Annotated in this window: 13 protein-coding genes; 12 read left to right on the plus strand and 1 reads right to left on the minus strand. The window is 36.5% G+C overall.

Annotated elements, in window-relative coordinates; genetic code table 11:
* Positions 1 to 122: 122 nt before the first annotated feature.
* The 3 genes from ACQKNZ_RS02185 (at position 123) to ACQKNZ_RS02195 (ending at position 3,390) form a co-directional block, all read left to right on the plus strand.
* Positions 123 to 641, plus strand: coding sequence for a sigma-70 family RNA polymerase sigma factor (locus tag ACQKNZ_RS02185; protein ID WP_427657825.1), 519 nt, complete (start codon positions 123 to 125; stop codon positions 639 to 641).
* Positions 634 to 1,944, plus strand: a complete 1,311-nt coding sequence (locus tag ACQKNZ_RS02190) for a DUF4179 domain-containing protein (RefSeq protein ID WP_427657827.1) — start codon at positions 634 to 636, stop codon at positions 1,942 to 1,944. Before ACQKNZ_RS02185 ends, ACQKNZ_RS02190 begins: the two co-directional genes overlap by 8 nt.
* A gap of 147 nt (positions 1,945 to 2,091) precedes the next feature.
* Positions 2,092 to 3,390: an arsenic transporter gene (locus ACQKNZ_RS02195; RefSeq protein ID WP_151111441.1), complete on the plus strand. Its 1,299-nt coding sequence runs from the start codon at positions 2,092 to 2,094 to the stop codon at positions 3,388 to 3,390.
* Positions 3,391 to 3,929: 539 nt separating this feature from the next.
* Here ACQKNZ_RS02195 and ACQKNZ_RS02200 read toward each other — a convergent pair.
* Positions 3,930 to 4,520 carry a TetR/AcrR family transcriptional regulator gene (locus ACQKNZ_RS02200; RefSeq protein ID WP_144539890.1) on the minus strand — a complete coding sequence of 197 codons (591 nt, stop codon included), beginning with the start codon at positions 4,518 to 4,520 and terminating at the stop codon, positions 3,930 to 3,932.
* A 153-nt stretch (positions 4,521 to 4,673) separates the two neighbouring features.
* Here ACQKNZ_RS02200 and ACQKNZ_RS02205 point away from each other — a divergent pair, with 153 nt between their 5' ends.
* The 9 genes from ACQKNZ_RS02205 (at position 4,674) to ACQKNZ_RS02245 (ending at position 14,520) form a co-directional block, all read left to right on the plus strand.
* Positions 4,674 to 5,432, plus strand: coding sequence for an SDR family oxidoreductase (locus ACQKNZ_RS02205; RefSeq protein ID WP_144539888.1), 759 nt, complete (start codon positions 4,674 to 4,676; stop codon positions 5,430 to 5,432).
* Positions 5,433 to 5,729: 297 nt separating this feature from the next.
* Positions 5,730 to 6,449, plus strand: a complete 720-nt coding sequence (locus ACQKNZ_RS02210) for a PspA/IM30 family protein (RefSeq protein ID WP_427657830.1) — start codon at positions 5,730 to 5,732, stop codon at positions 6,447 to 6,449.
* Between the two features lie 70 nt (positions 6,450 to 6,519).
* Complete coding sequence (locus ACQKNZ_RS02215; protein WP_151111435.1) at positions 6,520 to 7,548, plus strand: TFIIB-type zinc ribbon-containing protein; 1,029 nt, start codon at positions 6,520 to 6,522, stop codon at positions 7,546 to 7,548.
* Positions 7,542 to 8,318, plus strand: coding sequence for a TPM domain-containing protein (locus ACQKNZ_RS02220; protein ID WP_427657832.1), 777 nt, complete (start codon positions 7,542 to 7,544; stop codon positions 8,316 to 8,318). The genes ACQKNZ_RS02215 and ACQKNZ_RS02220 overlap by 7 nt, the downstream gene beginning before the upstream one ends.
* 37 nt (positions 8,319 to 8,355) lie before the next feature.
* Positions 8,356 to 9,357, plus strand: a complete 1,002-nt coding sequence (locus ACQKNZ_RS02225; protein WP_427658893.1) for an SPFH domain-containing protein — start codon at positions 8,356 to 8,358, stop codon at positions 9,355 to 9,357.
* Positions 9,358 to 9,440: 83 nt separating this feature from the next.
* Positions 9,441 to 9,881 (plus strand): NUDIX hydrolase, encoded by a 441-nt coding sequence (locus ACQKNZ_RS02230; RefSeq protein ID WP_427657834.1) that lies wholly within the window; start codon positions 9,441 to 9,443, stop codon positions 9,879 to 9,881.
* A 382-nt stretch (positions 9,882 to 10,263) separates the two neighbouring features.
* Positions 10,264 to 12,453 (plus strand): DNA topoisomerase III, encoded by a 2,190-nt coding sequence (locus ACQKNZ_RS02235; protein ID WP_154311566.1) that lies wholly within the window; start codon positions 10,264 to 10,266, stop codon positions 12,451 to 12,453.
* A 175-nt stretch (positions 12,454 to 12,628) separates the two neighbouring features.
* On the plus strand, positions 12,629 to 13,495 hold the full coding sequence (locus tag ACQKNZ_RS02240; RefSeq protein ID WP_427657837.1) for an ABC transporter permease subunit: 867 nt from the start codon (positions 12,629 to 12,631) through the stop codon (positions 13,493 to 13,495).
* A gap of 14 nt (positions 13,496 to 13,509) precedes the next feature.
* On the plus strand, positions 13,510 to 14,520 hold the full coding sequence (locus tag ACQKNZ_RS02245) for a peptide ABC transporter permease (protein ID WP_427657839.1): 1,011 nt from the start codon (positions 13,510 to 13,512) through the stop codon (positions 14,518 to 14,520).
* The last annotated feature ends 17 nt before the right edge of the window (positions 14,521 to 14,537 follow it).

The raw sequence follows: 14,537 nt of genomic DNA on the forward strand, positions 1-14,537 counted from the left end.
TTATAGTCTTTTTATGTACTCGCAGTATCGAGTTTCTATTTGTAAAAAATTTTATTTTTCAATGAACTTTTTCTTTGTTCGAGTGTCTAATGTATATCAGTAAGCCAAAAAGGGGTGTCCATGTGGAAGAGTTAGAAATTGCAAAGAAAGCAATACAAAGAGATGAGCAGGCTTTTTTGCAATTAATGCAGGTACATAAAGCTGCTCTCTATCGTACGGCTTATGCTTTTCTGAAAAATGAGCACGAGGCGATAGAAGCAATGCAGGAAGTAACATTTAGAGCCTATCAAAAAATTCATACAGTAAATGAACCAAAATATATAAAAACTTGGCTAGTCAGAATCATGATCAATTACTGTCAAACTCAGTTAAAGAAAAATAGGCGCTTTATATCAGGGGAGGTACTTCAAGAACTGAGATATGACGAAAACAGCTCTTATTTAGAAATAGATGAAGCAATTTCATCCCTGTCGGAGAAGGAACAGCAACTCATTCATATGAAATACTATCAAGACTCTAAAATTAAGGAAATAGCAAAAATAGAGAATATTCCTGAAGGAACGGTAAAGTCTCGGCTCAATAAAGCTCTAAAGTCATTGAGAATTTTTTTATCGGAGAAAGGAGGTGCCGATCATGTTTGAGAGAGAGGAAGAAATGATAAACGAATCAAAGAAACGTTTAGAAGAAGTCTCGATTCCTGATGAATTGGTAAACAGTGCGATTCAAGAAGGCCTTCAAAAAGCAAAGGCAAAAAGGCGTAAACGCAGAAAAACAATTTGGACTCTTGGAGTGGCAGCTGTCCTCATGCTGGCTTTTACGACTTCCATACGTGTTTCTCCTGCTTTTGCAAGTGCAGTTGCATCCATACCGGGTTTGGAACGATTTGTGCATATACTTCAGCCGGAGTTCGATAAAGGCTTGGAAGCAATTATCGAAAATGAATACTATGAGCCAATTGCTATCAGTCAAACGAGGAATAATATTACCTTTACATTAGATGGAGTAATTATAGATGAGACAGGAGCAGAAATTTTCTATACACTCGAAGCACCAAGGTCTATAAAAAATATAGACTATGGAGATATAAAATTTTTGAATGGAGATAGAGAATTGGTGGGCTCCATAGCGTATAATTCTCCCAATCAGGAAGATGATAATCGAAAAACAGATAAGTTTAGTTTTACCTTTGTTGATATAGAAAAATTTAAAACGAAGGATTTTATTATTAAGTTTGAAGTCAAAGAGGGTAGAGAAGATTTAACGTCCTTCGAAATTCCATTTACGATTAAAAATGACCTAATGAACGGTAAAGTATTCGAGGTAAACGAAGAAGTAGTAATAGATGGTCAAAAAGTTTTCGTAGAAGAAGTAAAAATTTATCCACTTCGTGTAGCACTTACCATGCGCTTTGATGAGGGAAATGATATGGTGCTACTACAATTTGAAGATATCCGACTAGAGGATGAAAACGGAGAGATTTGGAGCTCTATTCGAAATGGTTCAGTTGGCTTTGGAGATATAGGAGATTTAGAGAAAACCTTCTTTTTACAAAGTAATTATTTTAAAGAGCCAAAGGAGCTATACTTAAAGTTTGATAAAGTGCAGGCACTACCGAAGAAGGAAAGCTACCTTTTAGTCGATTTTAGTAAAAAGGAAATTTTAGAACAACCCTCCTTTGAAAAAATAAAAGTTACGAAAATTCTTTCAGAAGGTTTGGAACTGGAATATAAACCTATTAAGGAAAACCATACTTATTCCTTATTTTCTCAAGGAGAGAATGCGAATGGAGAGTACGTAGATATACCATATCAGTCAAGCTGGCAGGATGAGGAATACCAATATGCCAGTATACAACTTGAAGGAAATATTATGAATCCAGTGAAGCTACCTTTTGATGCTTATCCAAATTATTTAAAGGGGTCAGCATCCATTCAGATAAAGTAGACAAAAGGCGAGAGTGCTGTTAAATCAGTATTCTCGTTTTTAGCATGGATACATACTTTAACAAAACTCCACAGCTTCTATTTACTAAATTCAAACAACCCTTTATAGTAGTATTATTTGAGTATTGGTAGTAGTGGAGGGCTTTTTGTGGTTTCAACTGTATTGGCAATTATTATTTTTATCATCACGCTCGCGCTTGTTATTTTACAGCCTAGAAATTTGTCGATTGGCTGGTCTGCCTGTGGAGGAGCATTAGCAGCCCTTTTAGTAGGAGTGGTCGATTTTCAGGACGTACTTGATGTAACAAGCATTGTCTGGAATGCAACTCTGGCCTTCATAGGGATTATTATTATTTCCTTAATCTTAGATGAGGTTGGTTTTTTTGAATGGTCTGCACTCCATGTAGCAAGAGCTGCAAAGGGAAATGGAGTACGCATGTTTATCTTTGTAACTGTATTAGGTGCTGTGGTCTCAGCATTATTTGCAAATGACGGAGCAGCCCTGATTTTAACACCAATCGTGTTGGCTATGGTACGTAACTTAAACTTCAATGAAAAAATGGTATTCCCATTTATCATGGCAAGTGGATTTATCGCAGATACTACCTCGCTTCCATTTATCATAAGCAATCTAGTAAACATTGTTTCCGCTGATTTTTTCGGTATTGGGTTTGTAGAATATGCTTCCCGAATGATCGTGCCCAACCTGTTTTCATTGGTAGCTAGTGTAGTCGTGCTTTATTTATTCTTCCGAAAAAGTATTCCAAGGAATTATGATACCGCTGACTTAAAGGAGCCGATGGATGCAGTTAGAGATTTGAGAATGTTCAAGCTCTCTTGGTATGTCTTAGCTATTTTGTTGATAGGTTACCTCTCTAGTGAGTTTATTGGGGTACCAGTTTCCTTTGTAGTAGGAATTATAGCGATATTCTTTTTGCTGATGGCAAGAAGAAGTCCTTCTATTGAAACAGGTAGAATTGTGAGGGGAGCACCATGGAACATCGTATTCTTTTCGATTGGAATGTATGTAGTTGTCTATGGACTACAAAATGTTGGCATGACTTCTATCTTGGCAGATGTAATCCAATCCGCTTCAGATAATGGTCTGTTTGTCGGAACTATTTCCATGGGCTTTATCGCAGCTATTCTTTCCTCGGTGATGAATAATCTTCCAACGGTCATGATTGATGCATTAGCCATTGCGGAAACGTCCACAACTGGCATTATGCGTGAGGCACTCATTTATGCGAACGTTATAGGATCGGATTTAGGACCGAAAATCACTCCAATCGGTTCACTTGCAACATTGATTTGGCTGCACGTCCTGTCTCGTAAAGGAGTAAAGGTTTCCTGGAGTACATACTTTAAAGTTGGAATAGTCCTTACCGTACCAACACTTTTTATAACATTAGTGGGCCTATATATTTGGCTACTGGTCATTTTATAAAAAAACGTCTGAGTTCGTTGCTCAGACGTTTTTATGTATGTACTTATGTTTAAAATGTTAAGAAATATTCCAAGATGAGTCGTTGTAGCATAATTAGCACCCGAAATTGACTAAAAAAGTTTACTCTATTGAACAAACTTCACTTTTAGACCGGATAGCGGAGGTTTATGACCGTATAAAAAAATTTATGACCGGATAGAGCAGATTTATGACCGTATAAAAAATTTTATGACCGGATAGCGCGGATTTCTGACCGGTAAGCAAAATAACTCCATTATTTATGAAGAAACTGTGATTGATGCCTCTTTTAACAATCAAAATCTGCTAAAAGAGGCATACTCTATTGAACAAACTTCAATTTATGACCGGATAAAAAAATTATGACCGGATAGAGCAGATTTCTGACCGCTAAGCAAAATGATGCCAATTTAATCAGCGATACCAGGTCAAATAAGTGTTTAAATTAAAACTAACTTAATAAGAGTCTCCTTATGCAGTGAATAGAAGAAAAAAAGCCGGATAAAATATAGAAATATTTATTATTCCACATCGCCTTGTTGATCAGGAAACCATTTGAGTAAGTTGGAGAAGTTATAGAGATACTCATTTAGCTCATCTGGAGATGTAGAAAATTGATTGCTATGCCACTCCACTAAAATACCCATAATTGCGTTAGTTTGATAGCTAACAAAATACTCCATTTGTTCTTCAGGAAGATAGTCGATGGAATTCATGGTAAGATCCTTCATCATCTTGCGTATAGCGTGAAAAAGCTTGTAATAGTATCTTATAGGATTGGTCTCATCAAAAATGATGTGATAAAACCCTTCGTATCTTTTCACGTGATGAAAAATAATAATCATGTCTGATTTCAAATTTTGGATATTAAAATTGGTTTGATGATAGGGTTCTTCATAAGATTTCCTCAAATCATCGATAATTTCCTCGAAGTAGCTTTCAAAAACTCCATGAACATTTTGATAGTGAAGGTAGAAGGTGCCTCTGTTTATTTTGGCGAGACGACAAAGCTCCGTAATATTAATGGACTCTAACGGTTTGTTTTTCAAAAGCTCTAGTAATGCGTTTCGCAGGCTTTCCTGTGTTTTTAAAATACGTAAATCAGTTTTCATTATTTTCCTCCAAATGTTAATAAACAATTTCTTAAAATTTGTTCTATAATATACAGTTTTGGATTTTGTGTTGTTTGTATGAAGCAATTATATAAAGTATAATTTTAAATGAACAGGTGTTCAATAGAGTATCCTAAAAAGGAGGCAATTATAATGAAATTACAAGACAAAGTAGCTATAGTTACTGGAGCAGCATCAGGTATGGGTAAAGCAATCGCTGAAGGCTATGCAGCAGAGGGCGCAAAAGTTGTCGTATCAGATATGAATTTAGATGGCGCGAAAGCAGTTGCAGAAGCAATCACTGCCAATGGTGGAACTGCATTTGCAATTGACACAAATGTAACAAAAGATGACGATCTTACTCGCTTATTTGATGAAACAGTTAAAACTTACGGAAAGTTAGATATTTTAGTAAATAACGCTGGAATCATGGACGGTATGGAGCCGGTAAATGAAATTTCAGACGCACGCTGGGATATGGTATTTGCAGTAAATACTACTGCAACTATGAAAACAATGCGTTTAGCAACTGACCTTTTCTTAAAACAAGGCAGCGGTGTAATCGTAAACAATATTTCTGCTGGTGGTCTGTATGGAGGGCGTGCAGGAGCTGCATATACAGCTTCTAAGCATGCAGTTGTAGGTTTAACAAAAAACACAGCGTTCATGTTTGCTGATAAAGGGATTCGTTGTAACGGAATCGCACCAGGTGCAGTAGTTACGAACATTTCATCTACTATGACTAACATAAGTCAATATGGAGTTGGAAAACAACAACTAGGTATGGGGTTAAATCCTCGTGCTGGACAGCCAGAGGAAATTGCAAAACTTGCTATTTTCTTAGGATCAGAAGACGCTAGCTTTATCAATGGTGTAGTTGTAGCAGCTGATGGCGGTTGGACTACTTATTAATAGCTACTAAAAATGTAAACCACTGAAGTTACTTTAACTTTGGTGGTTTTTTGGTGCCTTACAACTAGCGGTTACTTTTTTCTAGAAAAGGGAATGGAAAAAATAGAGTGAAACTTTTGATGGCATCTTCTCGTATAAAAGATGTAACTCAAAGTAGCGTTAAAAACTCTTTATGTATGCTAAGTGACTATTCATTTTGATATTTACAGCTTGCATACAACAAACGGAATTTCCTTGCATAGGCAAGAGTTATATCCAACAGTTAAAATATAAAACTAGAATAAGGGAGAGTGTGTAATGGAAATTTTAAGAAGATTCCGCGATATAATGTCAAGCAATATTAATGCATTATTAGATAAGGCTGAGGATCCAGAAAAAATGATTGACCAATACTTGCGCGACCTAAATAGAGATCTTGGGAAGGTAAAATCCGAAACAGCAACAATTATGGCTGCTGAAAAACGGGCGACACGTGAGCTAGAGGAGTGCCAAACGGACATTGTAAGCATGCAAAAGTATGCAGTTAAAGCATTAGAGGCTGGTAATGAAGAAGATGCAAGAAAATTCCTGAACAAAAAGGCTGAATATACAGCGAAGGAAACAGACTTAAAAACGGCAAAAGAGTTAGCTTCCGCTAATACAGTACAAATGAGACAAATGCACGACAAGCTTGTCGCTGATATCGGAGAACTGGAATCTAGAAGATCTATCCTTAAGGGAAAAGCGTCTGTTGCTAAGACACAGAAGAAGGTCAATGAATTTACCTCTTCTATGGGAGGAGCAAGTCGCTCAATGTCTGCCTTCGATAAGATGGAGGCTAAAATTAACCAGGAGCTGGATGAAGCAAATGCAATGGCCGAGCTAAATAAAGGGACAGGAGAAGATATAGAAGATCTTGCCTCTAAGTATGATACAGACAAGGATGTAGAAAATGAACTTTCTGCATTGAAAGCTCAATTAAACGTTGACGACGAGCTGGCAGCTTTAAAGGAACAGCTACTAACAAAAAAAGAATAGAAAAATCTACAAGGCTGTAGCAATTGCTACAGCCTGATTTAAAAATACAAAAAAGTAGAGGAAGGGAATAATGGTTATCCAATATAAATGTCCTAACTGTGGATCAGATATGGAGTTTGATAGTACCTCGGGTATGCTATCCTGTAACAGCTGTGGGAGAAAGGACAATATAGAGAGTTTCTCAGATGAGTTCATCACAACCACTTTTGAAGAGGATGAGGCTAAGCAATACAATTGTAATAACTGTGGTGCAGTCATAATTACTGATGCGGATACGACAGCGACTAACTGTAGCTTTTGTGGTGCAGCTGTGGTTTTGGGGGATAGATTGTCCGGTGACTTAGCTCCTGCTAAAGTTATTCCTTTCACCATAAACAAAGAGCAAGCGATGGAAGCCTTTCGGAAGTGGTGCAAAAACGGCCGTTTGACTCCCTCGGGGTTTATGACTGCCGATAGGGTAAAAGGAATTACTGGTATTTACGTACCCTTCTGGCTGTATGACTTGGATAGCAAGGCAAAGGTTGACGCTGTTGGCACACAGGTTAGAACCTATACAAGAGGGGATTATATCTATACGGAAACAAAGTTCTATGATGTCTACCGAGATATTGATTTAAGCTATGTAAAGGTGCCAGTTGATGCCTCAGAAAAGCTAGATGATGAGTTAATGGATAAACTTGAGCCATATGATTATAACAGCCTGAAGGATTTCAAAACACCTTATCTAGCTGGTTATATTGCCGAGAAATACAATTTTACAGATCAGGAATTGCTCACACGAGTAAAAACGAAGGTGCAGCCATACATAGACAGTTATATTAGCTCGACAATTGCTGGTTACTCCTCCGTTCAATACAAAAATAAACAAATTGATACAAACAAGAAGAAGGCGCATTACGTACTTTTACCAGTTTGGATGGTTTATTATGACTTTGGCAATAAGGAGCACATCTTTGCAATGAATGGACAGACAGGGAAAGTTGTAGGAAAGCCACCACTTAGCATGGGAAAGGTTGCTGGATGGTTTAGTGGTATTGCTGCAGCATCCTTTATCATTTTGAAGGGTATTTCCTTCGCAATTGGTGGTGTCCTATGGTGAAAAAACATTCGATTTTACTCCTTACACTATTCCTATTACTATTTCCCTTAGGACTAACTCAAGCAGCCGATACAAAGCAACGCGTTTTTGACGATGCAGGTATTTTATCTGCAAGTGAGATAGAAGCGCTTGAGGATTTGTCTTCAGAATACAGTGAGAAAAATGAGACAGACTTTGTATTTCTTACGACAAATGGTGCAGATGATAAAGGTATTGAGACTTACGTGGAAGATTTTGCAGATAGTACAGGAATTGGCTATGGAAAGCACAATGGAAGTGCAGCCTTAGTCGGTATAGATATGATTAATAGAGACGTTACGCTAAGGGGCTTCGATAAGGCAGAGGAATATCTTGATGACGAAAGAATGGACCTACTCAGAGATAAAATCAAGCCCGCTTTATCTGCTGGAAACTACTATGAAGCATTTCGTGAATTTATTATTACCTCGGATAAATATATGGAATATAGACCTGGTGTAAATCCTGAAAGTATCCTTTTCAAATGGTGGTTCCAGGTTGGTGCATCTCTAGCACTTGGAGGTATAATTGTTGGTATTATGGCATTTAACTCTGGTGGTAGGGTAACAGTGAATAGTCAGACCTATTTCGAAGCGAACAATTCAAGAGTAACTAGTAAACGTGATGTCTTCGTCAATCAAACGGTTTCCAAAATAAAGAAGCCAACTAACAACAATAGTGGTGGAGGAAGCAGTGGTGGCGGAGTAACAAGCGGTGGTAGATCATTTAGCGGAAGTAGCGGAAAATTCTAAGGCTTTCAATTTACTTAATCAGGAAGGGAATGAGATAATGTCTTTTTTTAGAAATCAATTTTCAGATGTAGTGGAATGGCGAGAATTTAGAGAAGATATGATTTTCTGGAAATGGAACAATGAAGAAATTAAGAAAGGAAGCAAGCTAATCATCCGACCGGGTCAGGATGCTGTGTTTTTTAATGGTGGACGCATCGAAGGGATCTTTGAGGATGAGGGCGAGTATGATATTGAATCTCAAATCGTACCTTTTCTTTCAACGCTAAAAGGATTTAGGTTCGGTTTTAACAGCGGGATGCGTGTTGAGGTGCTTTTCGTTAATACGAAGGAATTTACCGTAAAATGGGGAACTCAGAACCCTATTAATATCCCAACACCTCAGCTACCTGGTGGAATGCCAATTCGTGCGAATGGTACATTTAATTTTAAAGTTAATGACTATGTGGGACTAATCGATAAGGTTGCAGGCGTGCGCACAAGCTATCTTGTGGATGACGTAAAGATTCGTATTACTTCTGTTTTGGATCAGCTATTGATGAAATGGATAAGCCGCGAAGGTAAGGATATGTTCAACCTACAGGCAAATGCCTCAGATATAGCCGGGGGTATTAAGGATGATCTAGATATGCAAATCATGGATATGGGTATGAAAATCACTGGGTTCAATATTATGAGCTTCAATTATCCAAAGGAAATCCAAGATATGATCACAAAGAATGCATCCCATGGGATGATCGGAGATCTCTCCAAATACCAACAGGTTTCTGTTACGGATGCGATGGCTTCAGGAAAGCTTTCTGGATCAGGAGCAGCCTCGGATATGGCGGGAATGATGATGGGCATGAATATGGCAAATGAAATGATGAAAAACATGAACCAGAGTAATCCAAATCAAAGTCAAAGCCAGCCTTCTTCCCAAACTAACCAACCAAGCAGTAGTAATGCCGGCGGTGGTCAAATGCCGAACTTCTGTCCGAACTGTGGACAAAAAACAACTGGTGCAAACTTCTGCCCAAATTGTGGACAGAAGCTAGTATAAGTAAAAATTTAAACAAAGGATAATCAACCTGTATAGGCTGATTATCCTTTTATTTTGATGGAGTAAGGAAAGGGGAGAAAAGTGTGGAAAATGTAAAGGTTGTTTATATACTTCTTTTTGATGAAAGTGGTAAGCAGGTTTTAATGGTTAAAAACAAAGGGAGTCATGGCTCTTACTATACACTTCCCGGAGGAAGAGTAGAAAAAGGAGAAACTCTACAGGAAGCAGCGATTCGAGAAACTAAAGAAGAGACAGGCATAGATATCGAGATAGAGGGAATTATCTTTGTAAATGAAGCCTTTATTGAAAATGTAAAACAGCATTCTATTTTTATCACCTTTAAAGGGAAACGTATAGGTGGAGATTTGGTTCTTTCGCGTCCAGATGAAATAGAGGAGATTGTGTGGATGGATGTAGCTTCAGCTGAAAAGATTATACATATCCCTGCGAAACTAGAAGGATTATTTAGCCAACAGATTTTGGTTCCATATTTTAATAGAGGCGAAGTAGCTCATAAATACTAGTGTATCTGCAAAAGAAATGAACAGTAGGGGATAAATTAGGTTTCTTAAAATAGTTATTTAATTTAACTTCAAAATAAGACTATAAGATAGGAAGATTTATTACTTGGCTGATTGGATAGAGGTGGCGACTCCAGCGTGATGAGTGAGAGAGATAAGACATCACAAATGAGGCTCAAGCGACGGGGTTGATTAATCGTTCTCACCGCACGGAAAGTGACCGCGGAGAGTGGAAACAATTATACATTTTTTTAATAATTATTTGTCTAGCTTCAGCATGAGCTTCTCTTATTAAGAACAGTTAGACAACATCTTGGCGTGCTAACTGAATCTAACGGAAACCTATGATATATTAATCATAGGGATTTACGAAAGGATGTTATGAATGGCAAAACGCTTAGTATTAGCAGAAAAACCATCTGTTGCAAGAGATATTGCACGGGTACTTAAATGTGATAAAAAAGGAAATGGATATATAGAGGGCAAAGATTATGTAGTTACATGGGCACTAGGACACCTAGTAACATTAGCAGATCCAGAAAGCTATGATGTTAAATATAAAACGTGGAATTTAGAAGATTTACCGATGTTACCAGAAAACCTTAAACTGACTGTGATAAAACAATCAGGTAAACAATATAACGCTGTTAAATCGCAGCTAACGCGTGGCGATATCAATGAAATTATTATAGCTACTGACGCAGGTCGAGAAGGCGAATTAGTTGCTCGCTGGATTATTGCAAAAGCGAAAGTAAATAAGCCAATTAAACGCCTATGGATTTCTTCTGTAACTGATAAAGCGATTAAAGATGGCTTTGCAAACCTTAAGCCTGGCAAAGCGTATGAAAACCTCTATTCATCTGCTGTAGCTCGTTCTGAGGCAGATTGGTATATTGGTCTTAATGCCAGCCGTGCGCTATCTACAAAATTCAATGCACAGCTAAATTGTGGACGAGTTCAGACTCCAGTAGTGGCTATTATTGCAAAGCGTGAAGATGAAATAAAACATTTCAAGGCTCAGACTTACTATGGAATTGAAGCGCAAACAGTAGACAATTTAAAGCTTACTTGGCAAGATTCTAAAGGAAATGGTCGTAGCTTTGAAAAAGAAAAAATTGATGATATCGTGAAAAAGATTGGTAAAGGAAACGCTATAGTAACGGAAGTTGAGAAAAAGCATAAGAAATCGTTTGCTCCTGGTCTATATGATTTAACCGAGTTACAACGTGATGCAAATAAAATTTTTGGTTACTCTGCAAAAGAAACATTGAATATCATGCAAAAGCTGTATGAGCAACACAAAGTATTAACTTATCCTCGTACAGATTCACGCTTCATCTCATCTGATATTGTTAGCACCCTTCCGGAACGTTTAAAAGCTTGCGCCGTAGGAGAATATAGACCGTTAGCCAACAAAATCTTGAACAAGTCGATAAAAGCTTCTAAATCATTTGTAGATGACAGCAAGGTTTCAGATCACCATGCTATTATACCAACGGAAGGTTATGTAAATTTCTCTGCCTTTAATGATAAAGAACGCAAAATTTATGATTTAGTTGTTAAACGTTTCCTATCTGTTCTGTTCCCAGCATTTGAGTACGAACAATTAACGTTGCGTGCGAAAATCGGTGATGAGAACTTTGTTGCTAGAGGAAAAACAATTCTAACAAGTGGTTGGAAAGAGGTCTATCAAAATCACTTTGAAGATGAGTCAACGGATGATTTAAAAGAACAGATTTTACCAAGAATCGAAAAGGGTGATTCGTTAAACGTCAAGTTGATCGCTCAAACGTCTGGCCAAACAAAGCCACCTGCACGCTTTAATGAAGCAACTTTATTAACAGCAATGGAAAACCCTACGAAGTATATGGAAATGCAGAATAAACAGCTCGCAGACACGTTAAAGTCCACAGGCGGATTAGGTACAGTTGCAACACGTGCTGACATCATCGATAAGCTATTTAATTCATTTTTAATTGAGAAGCGTGGTAAAGATATTCACATTACTTCCAAAGGTAGACAATTGCTTGATTTAGTGCCTGAAGAATTAAAATCTCCTACACTAACAGGGGAATGGGAACAAAAGCTAGAGGCTATAGCTAACGGCAAACTAAAAAAAGAAATATTCATTGCTGAAATGAAGAAATATACGAAAGAAATCGTTTCTGATATAAAAAGCAGTAATAAGAAATATAAACACGATAACATATCCACTAAATCTTGCCCTGACTGTGGAAAACCGATGCTTGAAGTTAACGGCAAAAAAGGCAAAATGCTTGTCTGCCAAGATCGTGAATGTGGTCACCGTAAGAATGTGGCACGTGTGACGAACGCTCGCTGCCCGCAATGTAAGAAAAAGTTAGAGCTTCGTGGTGAAGGGGAAGGACAAATTTTCGTATGTAAATGTGGCTATCGTGAGAAATTATCTGCATTTGAGGCCCGCCGTAAAAAAGAAGGTGGCGGTAAAGTTGATAAAAAATCGGTACAGCAGTATTTGAAAAAGCAAAATAAAGAAGAAGAACCGATTAATAATGCTTTTGCGGATTTATTAAAAGGTATAAAATTTGATAAATAATTATAGAAGATGGGTTGTGTCATATTTTGACCAACCCATCTTTTATAATTATTAAATAAAGTTCTACAATTTCTATGGAATATATAGTATGAAATTACTTTAAATTCAAAATTTTAATACAAATAAAATGCCACATAGTGTACATTGTATTTAACAAGGAGGAAGGGGGGACTATTTGAAACATATATTAGAATCTATTTTGCGCTTTTTTTGCGTTGTCTTCGGTTTGATTCTTCTAAGTGCATTTGTAGGATTGTTTACAAAGGGTATTCAGTTAAACATTGGTATGTATTTGGATAACATCATTCAAATCATTCAGGGATTGACTAGTCCCCAAAATATAGTGTTTATTGGGCCAACGGGTTTTGAGTACTCCATTTTTATTGATTTTTGGGATAACTATTTCTATTCTATGATTTTATTTCTTACGGCATTATTAATATCTATAGTCATTGGGATTTTTATAACTTATTTGACTATACTATTACCCCAAAAAAGTAATCAATTTATCGTTAAAATAGTTTCACTATTAGAATCATTGCCGGACTTACTCATTATTATAATTATTCAGTTAGCAGTGCTGTTTTATTATAAACGGACAGGTACTTTACTTTTTTCTACTGCTGGAACTTCTCAAAATAAAACGTACTTTTTACCAATGATTTCTTTGTCATTAATCCCTGCTGTTATGGTTTTTAAAGTCATTCTTTATTTAGCAAATGAAGAGTTGGAGAAAACTTATATACTTTTAGCTAAAAGTAAAGGATTTAACAGTTCAAAATTATTCTTTTCGCATGTTCTAAGAAATATTGCTCCTAACATTATTATTCATAGCAAATCCATTATTTTAATACTGTTATCTTCTATGGTAGTTTTTGAAAAATTATTTAATATAAATGGGATATTTTCATTTATTATTGCATATCCCAACCCTGACATAATTGCCTTTACGCTAATTATGATTTATATACCAATTTACATTTTATATACACTTGTCACGAAAATTATCTATAAGCAAACTGGTCAAAGATTGGAATGGTGATATAAGTGAATATAATGAAAAGAGTTTTTAAAAATAAGCAGTTCCTTTTGGGTTTTAGTATAATTAGTGGATTATTATCAATAAGTATATTGTATTTTCTTATTTATCAAGATCGAATACCTACGGTAGGATTGTTGCTTGATAGTAGCGGGAAACCTATACGAGCACCTTATAGTGGTAAAGCATATCCACCTTTAGGGACTGATAATTTCGGAAGAAACATTGTAGTTGTAATGATCGTTGGGGCCAAATACACTATATTCGCAGGAATAGTTATTTCAATTATTAGAGTCGTTCCCTCCATATTCTTTGGGTTTATCATTCATTTTTATCTTCAAAAGATTAAGACTCCAATTAAATATCTTGCAGATACTATTAATTATTTTCCAATTACTTTGTTCGCATTTTTGATTTTAAATTGGGTTAGTTTTCAAGGGATATTGATGATGGAGGCAACCAACTCTTATTGGGATCTAGTAATGCTCTATATTTTAGTTGTATCCATTGTTTTTATTCCAACCAATTCCATACTAATAGCTAATGAAGTGCAATTAATAAACAAAATGGAATTTATTGAATGCTCTCGGACGTTAGGAGCAAGATCTTGGCGCATTATTACAAATCACATTAAACCGTTTTTAATGCCACAATTATATATAATCTTTATCAGGGAGTTTATACAATCGCTCATTCTCATGGCTCACTTAGGTGTTTTAAGTATATTTATTGGAGGAATAGCCTTCAAAGATGATTTGTTTGGATATTCTAAGCCAATTTCTCCAACTAGTGAATGGGCAGGTACGTTAGGGATGTGGTGGAGTTTTCTTTGGACATCTTACCCGTGGATTTCTTTAGTACCAATTGTTTTGTTAACAATATTAATCTTAGCGGCTAAATCTATATTAAATGGTTTGCAGACTGTTCTTTCATCAGAAGAACAGATTGTTAGTGTGGCTGATCACAAATCGGTTAAACAATTTGATAGCCTAGAACAATTTCAGTTGGTCAAGGAAAAGTCTACTTGATTGTTTTCAAGTGGGTA

This window comes from Psychrobacillus sp. NPDC093200 (assembly GCF_050280345.1).
GTDB classification, from domain to species: domain Bacteria; phylum Bacillota; class Bacilli; order Bacillales_A; family Planococcaceae; genus Psychrobacillus; species Psychrobacillus faecigallinarum.

Coding starts and splice junctions, on each gene's coding strand:
- ACQKNZ_RS02215 (WP_151111435.1), top strand. CDS start 6,520: ATGGTTATCCAATATAAATGTCCTAACTGTGGATCAGATATGGAGTTT.
- ACQKNZ_RS02235 (WP_154311566.1), top strand. CDS start 10,264: ATGGCAAAACGCTTAGTATTAGCAGAAAAACCATCTGTTGCAAGAGAT.
- ACQKNZ_RS02245 (WP_427657839.1), top strand. CDS start 13,510: ATGAAAAGAGTTTTTAAAAATAAGCAGTTCCTTTTGGGTTTTAGTATA.
- ACQKNZ_RS02200 (WP_144539890.1), bottom strand. CDS start 4,520: ATGAAAACTGATTTACGTATTTTAAAAACACAGGAAAGCCTGCGAAAC.
- ACQKNZ_RS02225 (WP_427658893.1), top strand. CDS start 8,356: ATGTCTTTTTTTAGAAATCAATTTTCAGATGTAGTGGAATGGCGAGAA.
- ACQKNZ_RS02220 (WP_427657832.1), top strand. CDS start 7,542: ATGGTGAAAAAACATTCGATTTTACTCCTTACACTATTCCTATTACTA.
- ACQKNZ_RS02205 (WP_144539888.1), top strand. CDS start 4,674: ATGAAATTACAAGACAAAGTAGCTATAGTTACTGGAGCAGCATCAGGT.
- ACQKNZ_RS02190 (WP_427657827.1), top strand. CDS start 634: ATGTTTGAGAGAGAGGAAGAAATGATAAACGAATCAAAGAAACGTTTA.
- ACQKNZ_RS02210 (WP_427657830.1), top strand. CDS start 5,730: ATGGAAATTTTAAGAAGATTCCGCGATATAATGTCAAGCAATATTAAT.